Genomic DNA, 20285 nt, shown 5'->3' with positions numbered 1-20285 from the left:
AGCGAGGGACACGAACGTAGTGAGTGTCTAATGTCTACTATTATATTTTTATATTTTATATATAGAGAAAAGTAGACATATCCGTATGCTTTTTGACCAGTTTAGCTATCCGTCTTCGCTTCGCTTGACGGAACTCGCTTCGCTCGCGGTCTTGTTTTTGGGTTGTTGGAACTTGCCCATCATTCTTGATGCATGTTCCTGTTCCCTTTGATCGTAGGAAGACTTAATCCCACCTTTGGCTGGCTGAGACCTCTTTATAGTGGCTTCCAGAAGTCGCTTACGAATACCTGTTGCAACCAGTCAGCCTAACTTTTACCTACCTTCCTTGCTCGGTCAAGACCTTCTTTAGTTCTCTCTGTAATGTTTAGGTTATTGATATAATTGGTATTTTATTCGAGATTATGTGATTGTGTGAAAAAAGATGAAAAACATACTTTTTGTATTAGCATTAGCCTCCGTATGCTTTCTAAAATGCAGGCTTTAAAAGTGCTTGATTTGACGAAAGTAATGAAAAGGTGTGATTACTACGTTAGTACCAGCAGATTGTGTAACCTCTGGACAGTTAAGGATAATTAGATGCAAACAGCAGAGATGTTTCGTATTTTCTTGGACAATTTGAAAATACCTGATGAACGAATGACGGCAATTGCAAAACATTATAAAAATGCCACGAGAAGGCTTAATTTACGGTTTCGGGAAACTGAAAACGGTTTCAATAATCGACTGAAGGTTGGTTCAGCAGGTCGTCGTACGGCAGTCAGCAAAACGTCAGATTTAGATATGCTGTACATTATGCCTTCAGGGTTGTGGGAGGCTTATCAAGCAGGATTGAATCCTCAACGACGTTTACTTCGTGATGTAAAAGATGCTTTAAAACAAACCTTTTCTCAGCAAGAAGTCAAGGTTGATCGATTAGTGGTGCAGATTGTTTTTGACTCTTTCCATATAGAGGTGCAACCAGTCTTTGCTGACGGAGATCATTTTAAATACCCTGATACGAAAGCTGACAATGGTAATGGTGGGTGGCGGGTAACTAAACCTCGTATGGAAATTACCGAAATGAGGAATTTCCGAAATAACAAAAGTCGTAATCTCCATAATCTTTGTCGCATGTTGCGAGCTTGGAAAAACAGAAATACAGTAGACATGGGAGGACTTCTTATTGACACGTTAGCATGGAGGTTCCTTAAACAAACCGATGATTATGATGAAACTGGAATGGTTAGTTATGGTTTCATGTGCCGTGACTTTTTTGATTTTTTGCAAAAAGAAGACGTTCATGAACACTATGCTGCAATAGGCAGTGGACAAAGGGTTAAGGTCTACAAAAATTTCCAGCGACAAGCAAAACGTGCCTTCAAGCTATGCACACAAGCGATTGACGCGTACGAGAATGGCTATACAAAGAAATGTCATGAACATTGGCGGGAAGTTTTCGGACTTACTTTTCCTAAAGCAGCAACGGAAATGCAAGATTCTCTGGGGCTGGAGTCAGCTAATTTCGTTAATGAATCATACTTTGCCCGCACATGGCGTAACACGGAAGAATTCACAGATGAAAAATTTGATGATGTCGATATTAGATATCCACTTGAAGTAAACTGTATTGTCAAAGAAAGTGGGTATAGGGAACGCTCGCTTAGAGCTTACCTTTCGGATATAGCTCGACCTTGGTTACCGCCTAATAGGACTTTATCATTCTCGATCAATCAAGCAAGTTTAGATCTGATTCCTGAACCATATGACATATACTGGAAAGTATTGAATAGAGGTAAAGAGGCTGAAGGACGTGATGAAATTCGAGGCCAAATAATTTTAGGTCAAACTACCCATACTGAACATACAAAGTTCAGAGGTAGTCATAAGGTTTGGTGTTATATCGTTAAGAATCATATAGTAATTGCCCAGGATACCATCGACATTCCAATTGAGTGAAAAACATGCTAAAAAATGACTTGCTGAATCATATTGCTTCTGCTGGATACAATGTTGGGTTCGGAGCAAAGAAAACTTTTGCAACATTTGACATTGTAAGTAAGCTCCCTGGCTGGATTGGCATAATATCACTCGCAGTATCCGTTCTTGGTCTTTACATGGATGAGATGAGTTCTAAGAATATTTCTGCCATTTTTATTATTCTGAGCATTGGTAGCCTATACATTAATTTCTATGATGGTGACAAAAGTAAATATGAAGCGGCGGGTAAAAGCCAAACTGATATCTTCAGAAAGATTGAACGACTGTATTACGATGCAAAATCAGAGAGCCAGCCAGATTCAGCTAAGTATATTCAGGAACTTGAAGTTCTGATGCAAGATTTTGATAATAGCGCAATTACTAAACAAATTTGTGGTAGTAATTGGTATGCCCACTATAAATTTTACAGTGAATTGGAGAAGCGATGGATTGAGGAACAGTTATCCTTAACTTTTTGGAAAGATAAATTTCCAAATACATTAAAAATATTTTTGATTTTAATTTTAGGTATGGTTGTTTTTTTGATCTGCCACAGGTTGAACTGGATTTGATGCATTCATAACCTAATTTGAATAGTAAAATTACGCATCAGATTGCATGAATTTGTCAAGGTCAGGCTATTGACAAATTTTATAACGGTTTAGGTTGAATATAGGAAAGTATTTGACTGTTGCTGGTTGATGAATGTGTTGCTGTTATCGAAATCGAGCATTGGTATGGATAAAATAAAGCCTCGCACTTCAGCGAGGCTTGTAATACACCGGTCGTTGTTTAAAGACCACCATGACGATTCGCATAGAACAAGAAATCATTGATATGCCGTTCTAAAGCTTTAATGAAATCATCATTCGACCAAGTAGTTGAAGTATAAGATGCACCGTTTGTAGAACTAAAAGTACGACCATCATCGTTTGTAGAAAATGTCGTTATCGAATAGCGACCATCAAATCGCTCAGTTTCTGAAAATAAAAGTTCATGCTTCCCACCGTCTTTATACTTCATATTGAAGCTTATATGCCGTGCAGATGAAGAAATTTCAGCGTGGATTCCTCTTTCAAGTAGCCCATTTTTGTATGTTTCAACCTCTGGTATGAGAGATTCAATAATTTCTGATAAGCGTCCTCGTTCATGGATCAACGTTTCTTTTTCTTCAATCTGCTCTTGTTTTTGTCTGCCTATTTTTTCATCGACACTTTTGAAGAACGAGTTATCTGCCATGTGATATCCTTAATGGTAATATGAGCGTTTCCAAGTCAGGACATATGGGCAGAAAGTACCGTTATCAAGTCCGTTTTTAACACAAAAGCTCTTTCTTGATTCGGTAAAAGGTGGCGCGGCTGATATCTGCCGCCTTCATGATGTGGGCTGGTTTAACGTTCTGTGCCAGCATTTCGCGAACAGTCTCACGGGCTTCCATATCTTTTTCTTTTCCCATATACAAACCTGCCTGTTTTGCTCTCTCGATCCCCTGTGCCTGGCGTTTACGGCGGGTCTCATAATCTTGTCGTGCCATTGTCGCAAGGATATCGATCAGCATTGCATTGACCGCCCGAAGAATGCCACTGGTAAGGTCGTTACCGGACATTTCAACCATCTGCCAACTGGTCGGTAAGTCCATTGATACGATCACCAGCCCTTTACTGTTCAACGTAGCTTTGAGTTCAGCCCATTCTTCATGTTGAAGACGACTGAGACGGTCAATCGCTTCAATTAGAAGCAAATCGCCAGGCTGTGCTTCCGCAAGTAGGCGCATCAGTTCCATACGCTCCAGCTTCGCACCACTTGCATTCTCAATGTATTCTCCGGCTACTTGCCAGTTTTTGCTTTTCGCAAATTCGCGCAGGCTAACTAATGCACGATCAGCATGTTGGCCTTCGGTAGATGCACGGCAATAGATACGGACATTCATTATGAATTCTCTTTTGAATATTAAATGTATACCCATATGATACAGTGCGTACTTTTGTTGTCAATAGAGTCTAATTTAACCCTATTGAGACTTTGTACCATGGTCTTAATCAGGTATACCCAAACGAGACGACATATCTTGCCAGAACATAATGTTAAGTACTCAATATAAAGCTAAAAATCAGATGATTACGGCTTGTTACAATATTTGAATCGCCACGGGTTTAACAGACACCTCAGAGTCATTTAAGATGGCTTAAAGAGAGGTGCCCATGAGCGGTAAGCGTTATCCCGAAGAGTTTAAAACTGAAGCAGTCAAACAGGTTGTTGATCGCGGTTATTCTGTTGCCAGCGTTGCAACACGTCTCGATATCACCACCCACAGCCTTTACGCCTGGATAAAGAAGTACGGTCCGGATTCTTCCGCTAATAAAGAACAGTCAGATGCTCAGGCCGAGATCCGCCGTCTCCAGAAAGAGCTGAAGCGGGTTACCGACGAACGGGACATATTAAAAAAAGCCGCGGCGTACTTCGCAAAGCTGTCCGACTGAGGTACGCCTTTATCCGTGACAACACCTGTTGCTGGCCTGTTCGCCTGCTCTGTCGGGTGCTGGATGTTCATCCCAGTGGTTTTTACGCCTGGCTTCAGCAGCCGCATTCACAACGCCATCAGGCAGACCTGAGACTGACAGGACAGATTAAACAGTTCTGGCTGGAATCGGGATGCGTCTATGGTTATCGCAAAATCCATCTGGATCTGCGGGACAGCGGGCAACAGTGCGGAGTGAACAGAGTCTGGCGACTGATGAAACGTGTCGGGATAAAGGCTCAGGTCGGATACCGGAGCCCGCGGGCACGTAAAGGCGAGGCCAGTATCGTGTCGCCCAACAGGCTCCAGCGACAGTTCAATCCGGATGCTCCGGATAAGCGTTGGGTAACGGACATAACCTACATCAGGACCCACGAAGGCTGGCTGTATCTTGCCGTGGTTGTTGATCTGTTCTCACGCAAAATTATCGGCTGGTCCATGCAATCCCGGATGACAAAGGACATTGTCCTGAACGCACTGCTGATGGCTGTATGGCGCCGTAATCCCCAAAAACAGGTGCTGGTTCATTCGGATCAGGGCAGTCAGTACACAAGCCATGAGTGGCAGTCGTTCCTGAAATCACACGGCCTGGAGGGCAGCATGAGCCGTCGCGGTAACTGCCATGATAATGCGGTTGCAGAAAGCTTTTTCCAGTTGTTGAAACGCGAACGGATAAAGAAAAAGAGCTACGGAACGCGGGAAGAAGCCCGCAGCGATATTTTTGATTACATCGAAATGTTTTATAACAGTAAGCGTCGGCATGGTTCCAGCGATCAGATGTCACCGACAGAATATGAAAACCAGTATTATCAACGGCTAGGAAGTGTCTAGATTATCCGTGGCGATTCAATTGAATTTAGCTTAAGTTAAATCCATATTGTATATCTGGTCTTTATTTGTACAATTCATCATTTAGCGTTGTTGGATAATAAGTACAGGATGTTATGAGTAAAACGATTCATTTTTATGCACCAGGTACAAACGATTACATTAGCCCCACATTACTTTTCTCTGTTGCCCGGATGACGGTAAATGGTGACGGGGTCCAGTGGCTAGAGACTCAATGGGTTGGCGGTGGCAATGTTCAGGGGATGGCTCTTTACACTTCGATTCTTGATGCGGCAATTGCTGCTGAAGTGCTGAATCAGGCAGAAACACCATCTGAATGGAAGGTTTACCCGTTCTCTGATCTGAACATTACAGAAATGATGATCAACACAAAAGCTCGTAATTCACATTACGGCATCATGCTTGTGTTTGGGTTCTCAATTGACGCTTTCAGAAACCTTATCTTGCAAACTGAGCTATACCGCACGCTTCAATTCCCTGAATCATTCCCTATTGGTGAAGGGTTAGATCCCGTTACAAACAAAGCAATCCTGAAATTCGACAAATCCCTGTTCGAGGGAATGAATGGTTACTGTATTAGACGTCAACTAGTTTTGCCGACTGGCGCCAACTACTCTGGCCGCATCCATTGAGCGAGGTTTTAAGCCACGCTGGTTACTGCCTTCGATGTCTTCTTCCGGTAACTTTCTCCTTTTAGCTCGAACATATATCCGTGATGGATCAGCCTGTCCGCTGCCGCCACCGCCATCGTTTCATCCACGAAGATGCTGCCCCACGTGCTGAACGGATGATTGCTGGTTATGACCAGACTGCCGCGCTCATAACGATGGGCGATCAGCTCGAACAGCACACCCGTTTCCGCGTTGTCGCGTTTGACATACCCGAGGTCGTCTATCACTATCACCCGGTAGCGATCCAGTTTCAGCAGAAGCTCGTTCAGTTTCAGTTGTGTCCGCGCTTTTCGCAGCTCCTGCAGCAGCTCTCCGGCACTGTAGAACCGGGCCCGGTAGCCCAGTCCTACAACGCCATCCACGATCGCTGCCGCCAGATGGCTTTTCCCCAGGCCGCTGGCACCGAACAACAGGACATTTTCTCCGGCATCAACCCAGTCTGTCGTTTCGCAGAGCTGCCGGAACTGAGCGTTATTCAGTTCCGGCACCTGGCTGAAGTCATACTCACCCAGCGTTTTCGCCACCGGCAACCGGGCTTCCTTTTTATAGCGGCGCAGTTTTTCGCTCTCGCGCCACAGGAGTTCTTCATTGCACAGCGTCAGCAGATAGCGTGACGGGGTCCAGCCCTCTGCCAGAGCCCGTTTCTCCAGCGCATGCCATTCAGCGCTGACGCGGGTCAGACGCAGTTTGCGCAGACTACGCTCAAGGTGGTGGATATTGCTCACTGCAGACCTCCTTTGCCGCGCAACAGCTGTTCATAACTACTCAGGTTGTGCTGAACCACACTGACTGTCGGCAGCTCCTTTTCCTTTATCCCCAGGAACCGCATCAGGCGGTGCAGATCCAGCTCACCCGGGGTATTCAGCATCTGTTCCATCCCCCGTGCCACGATCGAGATATCGTCATAGCCCGCCGCCAGTTTCAGGGCGTGTACCATCAGGCGACCAGCCATCTCTGGCTCCAGATGATTGCACAGGCGACGCCACAGTTTTCGCCATTCATCGTCCGGCAGGATGTCATTTCTCAGCGTGGCATGGCAGAACGCACCAGGCTTTTTCGCCAGACTGTCGATCACATGCCGGAAGTCGATGCACCTGGCCCGGGTTTTCCCTTTTTCTGGCCTGACGCGGGCGCAGCTCATCACTTCACTGCTACCCACGTAACAGCTCAGGCGATCATCCCACAAGCGGACGCGTAACAGCTGACCGACAAGTCTGGAAGGGACGCTGTAGACGACGTGCCTGACGTTGATGGTACTGCTGCTACTGACCCTCACCGTCAGTTCGTCATAGTCGGCGCTGCGACGCAGCGGCAGTGGTTTCAGATGGGGGCGCTCTTCTTTCACCAGATCCTGGTTGTTGCGGTTGTGGCGCATGACCTGCTGAGTGATGAAGGCCTGGTATTCTTCCACGGTGCTGAAGTCGTTACTGCCCCTAAGCATCAGCGCCTGGCGGATCCGTCTTTTCAGATGCCCGTGGGCGCTTTCAACTGAACCATTTTCGTGGCCACGACCGGCGTTATTGTGCACGCCCTGCATACCGTAGTGCTGGCAGAGGGCAGCATAGCGCTCAGTCAGCTCGCGGCGACCGTCTTCACCCTGGTGTTTCCATGCTGCCCGCAGGCTGTCCGTTTTATGCTCTGTTGGTACGCCACCCAGTTGCCCGAGGGCTTCCTGCAGGCCTTCAGCCAAGGCAGAGAAGCTCTCACCACCCAGTACAACCCGCATCCAGCTCCAGTGGCTCCACTCCAGGCGGAAGTGATACAGCTTATGCGTCAATAACTTGCCACCGATGGTGACAACTACACCTTTCAGCTCGGTAAAGTCCGACAGGCCGCGCAGGCCAGGCTGATGAAGTTGCCGGAACATCACTTCCTGCTCGGCACCATACTGCAGCTTCCACTCGCGCACCCGCCGCTGCATCGTCCTGCGAAGGCTGCTGGGGTACTGACCGGGATATTTATCCTGCAGCATTTCCAGCAGGGTCGTGGGCATCAGAGCAGGTCTTTCCTTCAACAGGGGAACAAGCTCGCTGTCCCAGACGGCCTCAAGCGGATCTTTACGTGTCCGCCAGTGACGATTACCGGTTTTAGACCACTGATCTTTTTCGATCCTGCGACCTGAGCGAACAGAGATACCGGCCTTCATGGCCGAGATATGCTGGGTTACACCTTTTTTACGCTGAGTCATGTAATAACTGACCTGATGAGTATTGAGCGTCACGCCATTTCCTGTGGGATCATGAACATGGTGCTCAGATTACAAAATCGGCCAGAATAATCAGCGCTAACCGGACTGAGTTATTGTCGCCTAATATTACTGGCATGAAGAGTTTACCAGTTACATTGAATCAATGGAGAGCCTGAACTCTCAACCTATCTCTTTCATCAAAGAGCACGCTCGTAATGCTGTATCAACGGCACTTGTCACCGCAACACCGATGATCACCCCGGAAACGCAATACTGTGTATCCACCTATTCCATCGAAAAGCAAATGTGGATCGTATCTTCTCTGGCAGTGAATGGTTCTAAACCTGCTAACAAACTTCATTAAGGATGATTCTATGGCTACTGGTCATTTTCTGAGGATAGGCGACAAGACAACGTGCGGAGGTAGTATTCTTTCAGGTTCTCCAAATCACAGTTTTGGAGGGATTGCGACCGCGAGAAATGGCGATTCTGTCTCTTGTGGTAAAGACGGCAAAGTATACCATATCGCAGGTGGAATCCCCACTTATTCGATTCATGGAGTTGCCGCAGCAGGTACTTTGCATAGTCGAAGTACATGCCCCTGCAATGCAAGTTTCATTTCGTCATTCCCAAATGCTTCCTATTGGGCTGAGCAAAAGAAAGCAGTTAAAGCCGTCCCGGTTGCTGTTCCGTTGGTAGCCTCAGCCCCTAATGTCACCAACGGTGCAAAACTGATCCACCCCAGCGGTTGAAAATTGATCCAGGGGTTAATCTGCTCCTCTGAATACAGGGGAGCTTATGATCACTTTTGAGATTCGTATGGAAATTAAAGTCCTGCACAAGCGGGGAATGAGTATCCGGGCCATTGCCAGGGAGCTGGGTATTTCGCGCAATACTGTCCGCAGCCACCTGAAAGCTAAATCTGAAAAGCCGCAGTATTCACCACGCCCGGCACCATCATCACTGCTCGATGAATACCGTGATTACATCTCTAAGCGGATCAGCGATGCGCATCCCTACAAAATTCCGGCGACCGTTATTGCCAGGGAAATCATGGAGCTGGGCTATCGTGGAGGGCTTACTATCCTGAGAGAGTTCATCCGCAAACAGACCCTGCCAGCACAGGCAGAACCGGTCGTTCGCTTCGAAACCGAGCCCGGACGGCAGATGCAGGTTGACTGGGGGACCATGCGAAACGGCAAGTCACCCCTGCATGTGTTCGTTGCTGTTCTGGGATACAGCAGAATGCTTTACATCGAGTTCGCCGACAACATGCGCTACGACACGCTGGAAGCCTGTCACCGCAATGCGTTCAGCTTCTTCGGCGGTGTACCGCAGGAAGTCCTGTACGACAATATGAAAACGGTGGTGCTGCAGCGTGATGCTTACCAGACCGGGCAGCACCGGTTCCATCCTTCCCTGTGGCAGTTCGGTAAAGAGATGGGCTTCTCTCCCCGCCTGTGCCGTCCCTTCAGGGCGCAGACTAAAGGCAAGGTGGAGCGGATGGTGCAGTACACCCGAAACAGCTTCTATATCCCGTTAATGACGCGCCTGCGCCCGATGGGGATCACCCTCGATGTTGAAACCGCAAACCGTTACGGCCTGCGCTGGCTGTACGATGTGGCCAATCAACGTAAGCATGAAACTATCCAGACCCGCCCCTGTGATCGCTGGGTGGAGGAACAGCAATCCATGCTGGCACTGCCACCGGAGAAGAAACAGTATGACGTGCAGGTTGATGAAAGCCTGATGACCTTCGACAGGCAGCCGTTGCATCATCCACTCTCCATCTATGACACGTTCTGCAGAGGAGCCGCATGATGGTCGAACTGCAACATCAACGGCTGATGGTACTTGCTGAACAGCTGCAGCTGGACAGTCTTATCGGCGCAGCGCCGGCGCTGTCGCAACAGGCGGTGGATCAGGAATGGAGCTACATGGACTTCCTGGAGCACCTGTTACATGAGGAGAAACTGGCCCGGCATCAGCGTAAACAGGCGATGTACACGCGGATGGCAGCCTTCCCGGCGGTGAAGACGTTCGAGGAGTACGACTTCACCTTCGCCACCGGCGCTCCTCAGAAGCAAATCCAGTCGCTGCGATCCCTGAGCTTCATAGAGCGTAACGAAAACATCGTGTTGCTGGGGCCATCGGGCGTGGGAAAAACACATCTGGCGATAGCTATGGGCTACGAAGCAGTACGGGCGGGCATCAAGGTTCGCTTCACAACAGCAGCGGACCTGCTGCTACAGCTGTCCACTTCACAGCGTCAGGGCCGTTACAAAACGACTCTCAATCGTGGTGTCATGGCCCCGAAGCTGCTTATCATCGATGAAATAGGCTATCTGCCGTTCAGTCAGGAGGAAGCCAAGCTGTTCTTCCAGGTCATCGCCAAACGTTACGAGAAGAGCGCGATGATCCTGACCTCCAACCTGCCGTTCGGGCAGTGGGACCAGACGTTCGCAGGTGATGCGGCCCTGACATCGGCGATGCTGGATCGGATCTTACATCACTCACACGTAGTCCAGATAAAAGGAGAGAGCTATCGACTGAAGCAGAAACGAAAGGCCGGGGTTATAGCGGAAGCTAATCCTGAGTAAACAAGGTGGATCAATATTAAACCGTTGGTGGTGACGGTTAGTGGATCACTTTTTACCCGTTGTTGACACCTAAGCCTGAACCCGAAAAAGTTGCTGAACCTGAACAACATGCACAAGTTGCTAAGAAGAAATTAGAAGCGAAACGCGAACCTGTAGATGCTGGATTTTGTGTCCTTCCCTACGGGGCTGAAACGGGTGCCTATGAGCCGTGGTTGTTCGCAAGTGAATCGCCAGCCGGGACGCGCGAACTTTATCGTTCTCTTAACGGTGCTGGTAAGGAATATAAAGCAGGTTCTATCATGCTTCTGGTTGATCCCGACAAGCAGGACGATGAACAGATAGCCCATATGCAGGCAGCTAAACAACGTATTGATACTGCGTTGGAACCATTGACCCATCAAGAGGCCAATTTCCTTCATAAGCACTACGCCACGATAGCTAACTTTTCCAATATTGCTGATAAAGGCATTGGCCTTGCCGCTGAACCTGTTGGTAAATACTTCGAAAATATCGAAAAAATTCTTAAAGAGATCCAGGATACATACAAAAACACCTACATGACACGGGGGGCTTTGATCGGTGAACAGTTCTATGTAAGGCGTGCTCAGTTGTTCAAAGAGCTTGAACAGGTGCTTAAAGTGGGCTTCCTGAACAAGGGTATGAAGTTTGGCGAATATACAAAAATAAAGAATGCTTTGGGTTTGTCCACGAGTTCGATCACCCACAAATGGAACCAAAGCGGTATCGGCGATATTGAAGGTTATGCGACCCATATTGAACGTGCTGCCAAATATGTTAAAGCAATGCGTTATACGGGTTATGTCGGAATTGGATTTAGTGCTGTTCATTCAATGAATGAAATCAATGAAGCCTGTTCTGTCGGGCGAGAAGCGGAATGTACTAAAAAGAAATACACTGAAATTGGTAGTTTTGCATTAGGTACGGGTGGTGGTGTTGCAAGCGGCTATATGGCGATACCTCTCTGTATTGCTATTGGCGTAGGAACTGCTGGTGTAGGAGGGCTTGCTTGCTCAGTAATTGCTGGCGCTGGATTAGGCTATGTGGGCAGTAGTGCTGGTGGGGCATTCGGGGAGTGGGGGGGAGAGCAATTGTATGAAGCTTTCGGTAATTGATTTTATAGTTATAAACCAGAACGCAATTGGGGTTTTTCTGTGTGTATGTCTGATACTTACGTGTATTGTTTCAGTCATCCACAACATTATCATGAAAAGCAAATTCATTACTCTATGCTCGCTATTCGTCGATAAATTTGGAACAAGTCCATCAGAAGTTCTGATTTATCGGAATGCTGGTCTCTTTTTCTCTTTCATGCGCGATGCATTCTTTATTAAGGCATTATATTTTAAAGAGAATTCGTTCCATACAAGAGGAATGGACAATGAACAAATCCGTTTCATAAAAAATCTCCCCAACCAGTACACTGATTGGTTACGTGTAAAAGTTCGAATTTTGATTGTCGGGGTCATATTACTGGTTTCCATGCTGGTAGTATTCTATTTGCCTTCGTTGTTAAATGTATAAAGTAAAAGCCAAGCATCAGCTTGGCTTAAATGTCTACTTATGACAAATCTCCCGATCATAAATTCCACCGTTTAAAGCCAGCATTTGCCTCTTCTTCTTTGAAACCATTTTTGTCATGATTTGCGAATCATCGAAGAAAATGTCCCCAAATGTTCCTGGTCGTGCATTCCAGCCAGAAATAATCACTGTATCACCTATGTTTAACGCTGCTACCTTGTCGTTATCATAATCCGTATTTTCGAAAAAGAACTTCAGGCCTTCACTTGAATCAGGGATATGTAATGTTACTACCGGATTTTTACTGAAAGTAGCTGTGCTAATTCTCTTTATTTTTCCTGTAACCATCAATCGGCACTTTTTGAAGTCGTTTGTTGCTCTGAACTCATGTTCCTGAAATCGAGCATAAACTTCTTCGGTTGTATACATCCTTGGAAGTATATCGATTATCGATGGCTTTGTTGATTGTTCCGGTTGTTGTAAAGATGATGAACCCGCATTTAATGATTCTGATTCTCTGGCCTGGCATGGGATTATTGCTAATCCATTCGATATATAAAGCCCGAATAATATGACAACAGTTGCATTTGACTTTTTAAATTTTGAGGTCATTTTGTATCTCCATAACTTCTATCTTAACAATACGCTCTCCATTGCGATATATTTTCACGCCGACAGACGGGGACTTAACTGCTTTACGGATCTCATTCATTGTGTCTTTAGATAACATGTCGCAACCTTCCATATACATAACCTTACGTGTATCGGTACATGATATGTTAGTGAAACGGCTACTGACCCACGAATCAGGTATATCGATTTTATGTACCAGCTTCATATACTCAACGATGAAAGTCTCGGTCAGGTAAAATCGTCCTACCGTGTATTTTCCTCGATATGTGTTGTCTGATGATTGTGCTAAATAGTCATGCTCCAATACTACTGTTAAGTCATTACTTAGCATTTTCAGACTCCAGTTCAGTAATGCGCTTATTGGTCATGTCAATTAAGCATTGAATATCTTTGTTGCAAATGGATTGTTGCTTGATCCATTTTCGCTGTGATGGTAGTAAAGATTTTCGTTTTTCAGGTGGCAGTTCTTTCCATGTATCGTTAAGCTTTTTATCCGCTATGTGATAATCTTCTTCCAGGGAATGTGGTGTTGTTAGCTTGTCATGATCGGTTGTGATGTTCTTTGTTTTCTTCTGAAAATATAATTTATCAGCACACGCTCTTTCCCAATTTTTTGAGACTTTCGTAGCTATGTCTTCAATCATCATTTCACGAAGGGTATATCCTTTTAATTTTGCACCTTCTTCCATTATCAAGCGATTCTCATAAGGGATGGCTTGCAATTGATTATCAATATTCAGCTCAGAGGCGTCAGATTCTTTAATGAATGCCTTAACTTCTTCTATCGTCGGTGCTCCACGTTTGCACATGGCATATTCATTTTTAAACAATTCTTTTGTTAACTTACGCACGGGCTTATCAGGATTTGAACACTTTTCTTTGATTCTGGTTTTAATTTTTGCGGACTGTTCATTAATGACCATCCGTGCTGCCGTAGGGTCATTTTGATACATAGAACGTGCCAGGGGGCCATTTAGCAATATGAGTTCTATGTCATCTGACGTAGGTCCACCATTCAGGCAAAGTTCACTTACTGGGAGCGCCAGAAGGTCATCTACGGTATCCATGTTACGGAAACTTGTGCGGTTATCTGCGGTTGCTGTAGCGGTTCCTGAAAACAAAAATGCATTCAACACTATGATCTTAATGATCTTCCTTGGCTTCATGTCTAAGTCTTTCCTTGTGCTATCGAAAAACTGTTCTTCATTCAGAAGACGAAAATTGGTTAGTTTTGAACCGAAGTCTAGTTGGAAAACTCGATTTTACATTGATCTGTGAAATCTATCAATATTGATAAATTGATCTATAAAAACGATCAATTGGTGTGAGTAGAAGAGAGGGGAGCGATACTAAGTCGATTGTATTTAAAGGATTTTCAAATGGTTCATATGCTTGGTGTTAACGTCGGGCGGGGAGCTGCGGTTAATCTTGAATACTGCGATTGGAAGACTTGACCATCTACTTTGTGCGGGGTTTCAGGCAACCACAGAGGTGTTTCGATAAGAAACGGTGCAATTCGTACAGTTCGTAGACATAATGAATACGATGTAATTTTGGACCCTTGCTCTACAACGCTGTGTATCAAGTTTTACGGGGGTTTTATATTGAACGATGTCTGAAGTCTGCTTTAATCGCTCTGACAAGATACAGAGCGATTCATGGCTATATAGCGATGGATTACGCTAACATTTCTGTGGGGCAATTTTACAATGGCACTAACACTTACCTTTATTCCGTCAGTTCATCGATCAGTGTTCGGGGATGATCTAGTCGCTTTTTCGCTTCGGTCATGAATTTTTCTCGGTTGATCAATATGTCAATATGATCATGCAATACCAACCCTTCGGACTCAATGATTTGAGCATCGTTGATCGTGTGCACATCAACATAAATCTTACCCGGTGAGCGATTTCTTGCGGTTTTGATTACCACTTTTTGTGTTTTCCCATCGACAAATGTGATTAGAAAATAATGGTGACGATAGTCTATGTTATACGCATCGATTCTTTTAACGGCCTGTTTTATTTTCATCCGTATACGATGCCTATCTACGTTTTTGGCATCGTATACGTCAAACTTTCTGAACTCTTCCCAACCTCCAGTTGCAACGACGACTTTATTTGATTTGTATTCTAAAAAATTTCTTTCTAATTCAAGTTGCTTTCGCTTTGCATCGTTGATCTCTGTTGCAAGCTCTTCAATTTCGTCAGTAAGCTTAGCCAGCTTTACCAGCTTTTGTACACTGATAACGGCTTTAGCTATTTCAGCCTCATACCACGCTGTTTTATCTTCTTGTTCACTATTCCATATATGATCTGCAATTAACTGCAAAACAGCCGTTTCAAGTGGATATCCTACGAAGCCATGCTTATCACATTTAACCTGTTTTGTGATCCTGGAACCGCAGTGGTAAGGGTAGTTTTTACCCGGACTAACCGTTCCTTTGTACATATAGCTACCGCACTTTCCACAGTACAGGATGCTGATGCCGGAAAGAAGGGGAATATCAGGTTTTTCTCCCTTAGACCTAAGCCTGTCATTTCGTTCGACCGAATGTTGTCCGTCGATTTTGATTAGGTTGAAATACGCAGTTTCAGAAATCAGCGGGGGATAATAATCAGGTATGATGAACGTTTCTTTTTCGTTATTTACCAGCATTCCGTTACTATCACGTTTATCCAGTGTGATTTTCTTTTCACCGTACAATGCAGGCTTGAGAATTGTATTGATGGTGGATATTCCCCATTGTTCCGGATCGCCTTTGAAAGTCTTCCTTTTCTTGGGTGACTTAAAATTGTGATCCATGAAGTCTTTAATCATAAAAGGGGAGTATCCTTCCAGCTTCAGACTGATGATTTTTCTTGCAGCTTCGAATAGTTCTGGATGGGGAAGGACGAATCCGGTTGATGTGTCTACCCACCACACATTTGCTCCTACGGTTTCGATTGCTTTTGCTGGTGTTCCGCTTTCACGATTGAGATTGTATCGGATCAGGCTACGTGCCTGTGCCTCAACACGGTTTTTCTTTGTCACTGATTCATCGTGCGCGCGTGTAAATTGCATCACAGACAAAATCAGATCGATCATGTTCGTTTTCAAGTCTTGGTACGTGTATACACGTTCGTCCATACCCGTAACAATAGTGATATCTTTAATCAGTATACTTTTGAAAATGTCCAGCGCTGATAAGGCATCATCACGGCTAATACGGTCAAGATTTTCGATAACCAACCAAGAGCCTTTGGGGACTTTCTTCCCGATTTGTTTGATAAATTCGGACAGCTTACCCTGATATGCATTCTTACCTTTGAAGGCGGACATTCCTAAGTCGTGGTAGGCGGTTGTATCAAGTTCGAGGTTATAGCGTGCAGCTATCTTCGTGGCGATATCCTTCTGGCGCTCGAGGCTGTTACCTCCGGCTTGCTTGGTTGATGAGAAACGAACATATGAATATAGCTTTGGTTTCATGCCAGAAAACCTTCCTGATGTGTCATTGTGTTGACATAATACCAAGGTATTAATAATTTCGCATCCGGCAAACCGGTGTCTGACGACACTATCCTCGGCAGTGGGATCGGTTTTGGGTTGCGTAAGGGCGACGAGGCCACCAAAAAGCAGCTTGATGCCGCGATTGATAAAGTACGTGCCGACGGCACGATCGCTAAACTCGCTGATAAGTACTTCCCGGGTATCGATGTCAGCGTAAAATAACCGCCTCATTCGCCCCGTCAGCTGATGTCCTGACGGGGCATTTTTATACACATTTTCCAGGCTTTCTTTACACCACTTTCGGGCCGTTCTGGTCGACAGAAAATATTTCTCACTTTGTTCAGATAATCACCGGCCAACAATTGGATTCTTAACCATTTTTGTTTAGGCTGTGCGTTCTTTCTTGCCGTCATTTCGCCGAGCGCGAAACACATTCACACGACCATAAGGACGTTTTTCCAGGCATGAATCGCAGACGTTTTCTAAAAGGCTCGCTGGCAGTGGCAGCCCTGAGCGGCACATCTGGCCTTGCTTCCCTGTTTTCCAAAGCGGCATACGCTGCCGACTCTGACATTGCTGACGGCCAGAGCCGTCGTTTTGACTTCTCCGTACTGCAATCCATGGCGCATGACCTGGCGAAAACCCCGTGGGGTGGCGCGCCGCGTCCGCTGCCGGACACGCTGGCGACCATGACGCCGCAGGCGTACAACGCCATCCGCTACGATGAAAAACAGTCACTGTGGAACAACATTGAAGGGCGTCAGCTGGACGTGCAGTTCTTCCATATGGGGATGGGGTTCCGTCGCCGCGTGCGGATGTTCTCGCTGGACCAGTCTACCGCCGTGGCGCGTGAGATCCACTTCCGTCCGGAGCTGTTCAGCTACGGTGAAACGGGCGTGGATACCAAACAGCTGGAAGGGCAAAGCGATCTCGGCTTTGCGGGCTTCCGCGCCTTCAAGGCCCCTGAACTGGCGCGTCGCGATATCGTCTCTTTCCTGGGTGCGAGCTACTTCCGCGCGGTGGATGACACCTATCAGTACGGCCTTTCCGCCCGCGGTCTGGCGGTAGATACCTTTACCGACACGCCGGAAGAGTTCCCGGACTTTACCTCCTTCTGGTTTGAAACCGTCAAGCCCGGCGACACGACCTTTACCGTGTATACGCTGCTGGACAGCCCGAGCGTCACCGGCGCCTATAAATTCGTGATCCACTGCGAGAAGAGCCAGGTAATCATGGAGGTGGAAAACCATCTCTACGCGCGTAAGGACATCAAGCAGCTCGGCATCGCGCCGATGACCAGCATGTTCAGCTGCGGCAACAATGAACGCCGCATGTGTGACACCATTCATCCGCAAATTCATGACTCCGACCGCCTGGCAATGTGGCGCGGCAACGGGGAGTGGATTTGTCGTCCGCTAAACAACCCGCAGAAGCTGCAGTTCAACGCCTATATGGACAAAAACCCGAAAGGGTTCGGCCTGCTGCAGCTCGATCGCGATTTCTCGCACTATCAGGACGTGATGGGCTGGTATAACAAACGCCCGAGCCTGTGGGTTGAACCGCGTAACGACTGGGGGAAAGGCGCGGTTGGCCTGATGGAGATCCCGACCACGGGTGAAACGCTGGATAACGTGGTCTGCTTCTGGCAGCCGGAAAAAGCGGTGAAGGCGGGCGACGAGCTGGACTTTAAATATCGTCTGTACTGGAGCGCAATGCCGCCGGTGCGTTCTCCGCTGGCCAACGTCTTCGCCACCCGTACCGGCATGGGCGGGTTCCCGGAAGGCTGGGCACCGGGCGAAAATTACCCGAAAGTGTGGGCCCGTCGCTTTGCCATCGACTTCGTCGGCGGCGACCTGAAGGCCGCTGCGCCAAAAGGCATTGAGCCGGTGATCACGCTCTCCAGCGGTGAAGCGAAGCAGGTTGAGATCCTCTACGTTGAGCCTTTTGACGGCTACCGCATCCTGTTTGACTGGTATCCAACCTCGGATTCTACGGAGCCGGTGGATATGCGTCTGTTCCTGCGCTGCCAGGGCGATGCCATCAGCGAAACCTGGCTGTACCAGTATTTCCCGCCAGCGCCGGACAAACGTCAGTATGTTGATGATAGGGTAATGCGTTAACCCTTGTGCCGGGTGGCGGCTTCGCCTTACCCGGCCTACGTTTCGATACTGTAGGCCGGGTAAGCGTTAGCGCCACCCGGCAATTGAGAGGCACCATGTCTTCAGAAATCATCCCCGTTACCCAGGATATCGAGCTTCGCGCCGTCGAAGAGCGTTACACTACCGACCTGCACAACCTCGTCATCAAAAACAAAACCTATTTGCAGACTGCCTTTGACTGGGCGCAGCACGTGGGCGGCGAAGAGGATACCCGCCGCAACGTGCAGAGTAACCAGATGCTGCACCAGCGCGGCTACGCCAAAATGTTTTTGATCTTCGCGGGTGATGAACTGGTCGGCGTGCTGTCGTTTAATACGATTGAACCAGCCAACAAGGCCGGGTACATCGGCTACTGGCTGGATGAAGATCGCCAGGGGCAGGGCATTCTCTCCCGGTCACTTCAGGCGTTTATGCGCTACTACGTGGAACGCGGTGAGATCCGGCGTTTTGTGATCAAGTGTCGGGTGGCGAATCAGCACAGCAACAGCGTTGCCGTGCGCAACGGTTTTACGCTGGAAGGGTGCCTGCGGGAAGCTGAGTACCTGAATGGCCGCTTTGACGATGTGAATATCTACGGCAAGATTTATACCCTATAACGCCCCCAGCAGCGGGGTGCGGGTGATACGCTGGTCGCCATTAATCACCTTTTCGCCGCGCAGGTGAATGCTCTCGCCGGTAAACGCTTCAATGACCGCATCGTCGGTGATTTCAACCCGGTGCTCGATGAGCACATCCCCGCTTATCCGCGCGCGCCCCTGAATCACGACCTTATCGTCAAGCATGATTGGCCCGCCGCGCAGCCAGGCCTGACCGCCAATCAGGACGTGGTGCTTGATGACGCAGTTTCCTTCCACCACGGCGTTCTCCGCAATCTGAGAGCTGTAGCGCACCGTCGGGATCGCATCGTCGTCATAGCCGGCAATCACGCGGGCGTTGCCATAGACTTTTGCGCAGTCGCACACCCAGACGTTATTCAGATCGTTGCCTTCGAGGATGGCGTTGTCGAATATTTCGGCGCGGTGCTCAACAAAGGCAAAGTTGACCATCGCCTCACCGTAGATTTGCGCCTGGTGCACAATGCGCGACTGGCTAACCGTTGCCTTATCGTAGATTTGCAGGATCTGGTCATGGTCCGGCGTTAGCCCTTTGGCAGCAATCACCACGCTGTGATGCAGTACGCGAGCCTCGCCGTAGATATGGCACTCGCCCCGCACGCAGGACTGCTGAATGGTGACGTTGTCACTTATCCGCGCCCCGTGGCTGACCTCCGCGCCGTCCAGCCAGCAGCTGTCGCCGATACGGGCATCATGGCTGACGACGCACGGCAGGGTAAGGCGCGCGTTGCCGGACACGACGGCACCGGCGAACACCACGCTGTTTTCGTCGTAGATCCAGCAGTCGCCGTCCTGCGCGAGGGCGCGCTCGTCGTCAATCCAGCCGCCTTTGGTACCGGCCGTCACGTCGCTAAAATCCGCCGTGGCGACGATCTGCCGCAGCGTCGCAGAGTGGGCTGTCTCGCCGTTTTTCCATTGCCAGAGGCGGGTCTCGTCGCTAAGGCGATATTTGGTCATCTTTGTGTCTCTGATAGGCGTCTTAACTAAACGTAGCAAATTTTTCGGTTTTCGAACGACTGGCAACCAGGCGGTAAACGCCTTAAAATGGCATTCAGGATGCACTTTAAAC

General features: G+C 47.7%; 19 protein-coding genes and 1 pseudogene. 11 read left to right on the top strand and 9 right to left on the bottom strand.

What is annotated here, in order from left to right; all coding sequences use genetic code 11:
• The first annotated feature begins 576 nt into the window (after positions 1–576).
• Both V4835_RS12255 and V4835_RS12250 read left to right on the top strand, forming a co-directional pair.
• Positions 577–1935: a nucleotide-binding domain-containing protein gene (locus tag V4835_RS12255; RefSeq protein ID WP_331412321.1), complete on the top strand. Its 1359-nt coding sequence runs from the start codon at positions 577–579 to the stop codon at positions 1933–1935.
• Positions 1936–1940: 5 nt separating this feature from the next.
• Complete coding sequence (locus V4835_RS12250; protein WP_331412320.1) at positions 1941–2528, top strand: SLATT domain-containing protein; 588 nt, start codon at positions 1941–1943, stop codon at positions 2526–2528.
• A 220-nt stretch (positions 2529–2748) separates the two neighbouring features.
• Here the strand turns inward: V4835_RS12250 and V4835_RS12245 are convergent, their stop codons facing one another.
• The gene (locus V4835_RS12245; RefSeq protein WP_331412319.1) at positions 2749–3195 is read right to left on the bottom strand and encodes a hypothetical protein; all 447 of its coding nucleotides are present in this window, start codon (positions 3193–3195) and stop codon (positions 2749–2751) included.
• A gap of 76 nt (positions 3196–3271) precedes the next feature.
• Entirely contained in the window at positions 3272–3886 is a 615-nt protein-coding gene (locus tag V4835_RS12240; RefSeq protein ID WP_119174416.1) for a recombinase family protein, read from the bottom strand.
• Positions 3887–4157: 271 nt separating this feature from the next.
• Between V4835_RS12240 and V4835_RS12235 the strand changes: the two genes are divergently transcribed.
• Together V4835_RS12235 and V4835_RS12230 are read left to right on the top strand one after the other, a co-directional pair.
• Positions 4158–5305, top strand: a protein-coding gene (locus V4835_RS12235; protein WP_088581786.1) for an IS3 family transposase whose coding sequence is annotated in 2 segments (ribosomal slippage) — positions 4158–4395 and positions 4395–5305 — 1149 coding nt in all. Because the reading frame shifts where the segments join, the coding sequence is not laid out codon by codon here.
• A gap of 113 nt (positions 5306–5418) precedes the next feature.
• Complete coding sequence (locus tag V4835_RS12230) at positions 5419–5955, top strand: hypothetical protein (RefSeq protein ID WP_331412318.1); 537 nt, start codon at positions 5419–5421, stop codon at positions 5953–5955.
• Positions 5956–5963: 8 nt separating this feature from the next.
• Here V4835_RS12230 and istB (V4835_RS12225) read toward each other — a convergent pair whose 3' ends face one another.
• Both istB (V4835_RS12225) and istA (V4835_RS12220) read right to left on the bottom strand, forming a co-directional pair.
• On the bottom strand, positions 5964–6719 hold the full coding sequence (gene istB / locus V4835_RS12225; RefSeq protein ID WP_039817893.1) for an IS21-like element ISEc10 family helper ATPase IstB: 756 nt from the start codon (positions 6717–6719) through the stop codon (positions 5964–5966).
• Positions 6716–8215 carry an IS21 family transposase gene (gene istA / locus V4835_RS12220; protein WP_039817891.1) on the bottom strand — a complete coding sequence of 500 codons (1500 nt, stop codon included), beginning with the start codon at positions 8213–8215 and terminating at the stop codon, positions 6716–6718. The genes istB (V4835_RS12225) and istA (V4835_RS12220) overlap by 4 nt, the downstream gene beginning before the upstream one ends.
• 341 nt (positions 8216–8556) lie before the next feature.
• On the opposite strand from istA (V4835_RS12220), the gene V4835_RS12215 reads away from it, so the two are divergent.
• Genes V4835_RS12215 through V4835_RS12200 form a run of 4 tightly spaced genes read left to right on the top strand, consistent with a single transcriptional unit; the run spans position 8557 to position 11915 of the window.
• Entirely contained in the window at positions 8557–8934 is a 378-nt protein-coding gene (locus tag V4835_RS12215; protein WP_331412317.1) for a PAAR domain-containing protein, read from the top strand.
• 46 nt (positions 8935–8980) lie between these two features.
• Complete coding sequence (istA, locus tag V4835_RS12210) at positions 8981–10003, top strand: IS21-like element ISSen3 family transposase (RefSeq protein WP_279750628.1); 1023 nt, start codon at positions 8981–8983, stop codon at positions 10001–10003.
• The gene (gene istB / locus V4835_RS12205; RefSeq protein WP_001531258.1) at positions 10000–10782 is read left to right on the top strand and encodes an IS21-like element ISSen3 family helper ATPase IstB; all 783 of its coding nucleotides are present in this window, start codon (positions 10000–10002) and stop codon (positions 10780–10782) included. The genes istA (V4835_RS12210) and istB (V4835_RS12205) overlap by 4 nt, the downstream gene beginning before the upstream one ends.
• A 59-nt stretch (positions 10783–10841) precedes the next feature.
• The gene (locus V4835_RS12200) at positions 10842–11915 is read left to right on the top strand and encodes a PAAR domain-containing protein (RefSeq protein ID WP_331412316.1); all 1074 of its coding nucleotides are present in this window, start codon (positions 10842–10844) and stop codon (positions 11913–11915) included.
• A gap of 442 nt (positions 11916–12357) precedes the next feature.
• Here V4835_RS12200 and V4835_RS12195 read toward each other — a convergent pair whose 3' ends face one another.
• From V4835_RS12195 to V4835_RS12180, 4 genes are all read right to left on the bottom strand, one after another.
• Positions 12358–12933 (bottom strand): hypothetical protein, encoded by a 576-nt coding sequence (locus V4835_RS12195; RefSeq protein ID WP_331412315.1) that lies wholly within the window; start codon positions 12931–12933, stop codon positions 12358–12360.
• The gene (locus V4835_RS12190) at positions 12917–13285 is read right to left on the bottom strand and encodes a hypothetical protein (protein WP_331412314.1); all 369 of its coding nucleotides are present in this window, start codon (positions 13283–13285) and stop codon (positions 12917–12919) included. Before V4835_RS12190 ends, V4835_RS12195 begins: the two co-directional genes overlap by 17 nt.
• Complete coding sequence (locus V4835_RS12185; protein WP_331412313.1) at positions 13275–14120, bottom strand: lysozyme inhibitor LprI family protein; 846 nt, start codon at positions 14118–14120, stop codon at positions 13275–13277. Before V4835_RS12185 ends, V4835_RS12190 begins: the two co-directional genes overlap by 11 nt.
• 562 nt (positions 14121–14682) lie before the next feature.
• Entirely contained in the window at positions 14683–16422 is a 1740-nt protein-coding gene (locus V4835_RS12180) for a recombinase family protein (protein ID WP_331412312.1), read from the bottom strand.
• A gap of 66 nt (positions 16423–16488) precedes the next feature.
• Here V4835_RS12180 and V4835_RS12175 point away from each other — a divergent pair.
• The 3 genes and pseudogenes from V4835_RS12175 to rimL form a co-directional block, all read left to right on the top strand.
• Positions 16489–16665: pseudogene (locus V4835_RS12175) on the top strand (transporter substrate-binding domain-containing protein); the annotation flags it as partial.
• Between the two features lie 242 nt (positions 16666–16907).
• A complete protein-coding gene (locus V4835_RS12170) occupies positions 16908–18563 on the top strand; it encodes a glucan biosynthesis protein D (protein WP_331412311.1) in 1656 nt (551 codons plus the stop codon).
• 95 nt (positions 18564–18658) lie between these two features.
• Positions 18659–19198 carry a 50S ribosomal protein L7/L12-serine acetyltransferase gene (gene rimL, locus V4835_RS12165; protein WP_331412310.1) on the top strand — a complete coding sequence of 180 codons (540 nt, stop codon included), beginning with the start codon at positions 18659–18661 and terminating at the stop codon, positions 19196–19198.
• Here rimL and ydcK read toward each other — a convergent pair.
• On the bottom strand, positions 19193–20173 hold the full coding sequence (ydcK, locus tag V4835_RS12160; protein ID WP_331412309.1) for a YdcK family protein: 981 nt from the start codon (positions 20171–20173) through the stop codon (positions 19193–19195). The two genes, rimL and ydcK, sit on opposite strands and share 6 nt — an antisense overlap.
• Positions 20174–20285 lie beyond the last annotated feature (112 nt).

Source organism: Enterobacter cloacae complex sp. CARB60 (assembly GCF_036487345.1).
GTDB lineage: Bacteria > Pseudomonadota > Gammaproteobacteria > Enterobacterales > Enterobacteriaceae > Enterobacter > Enterobacter asburiae_D.
The sequence above is the reverse complement of the archived record's forward strand: the minus strand, read 5'-3'. Positions and strand labels throughout refer to the sequence as shown.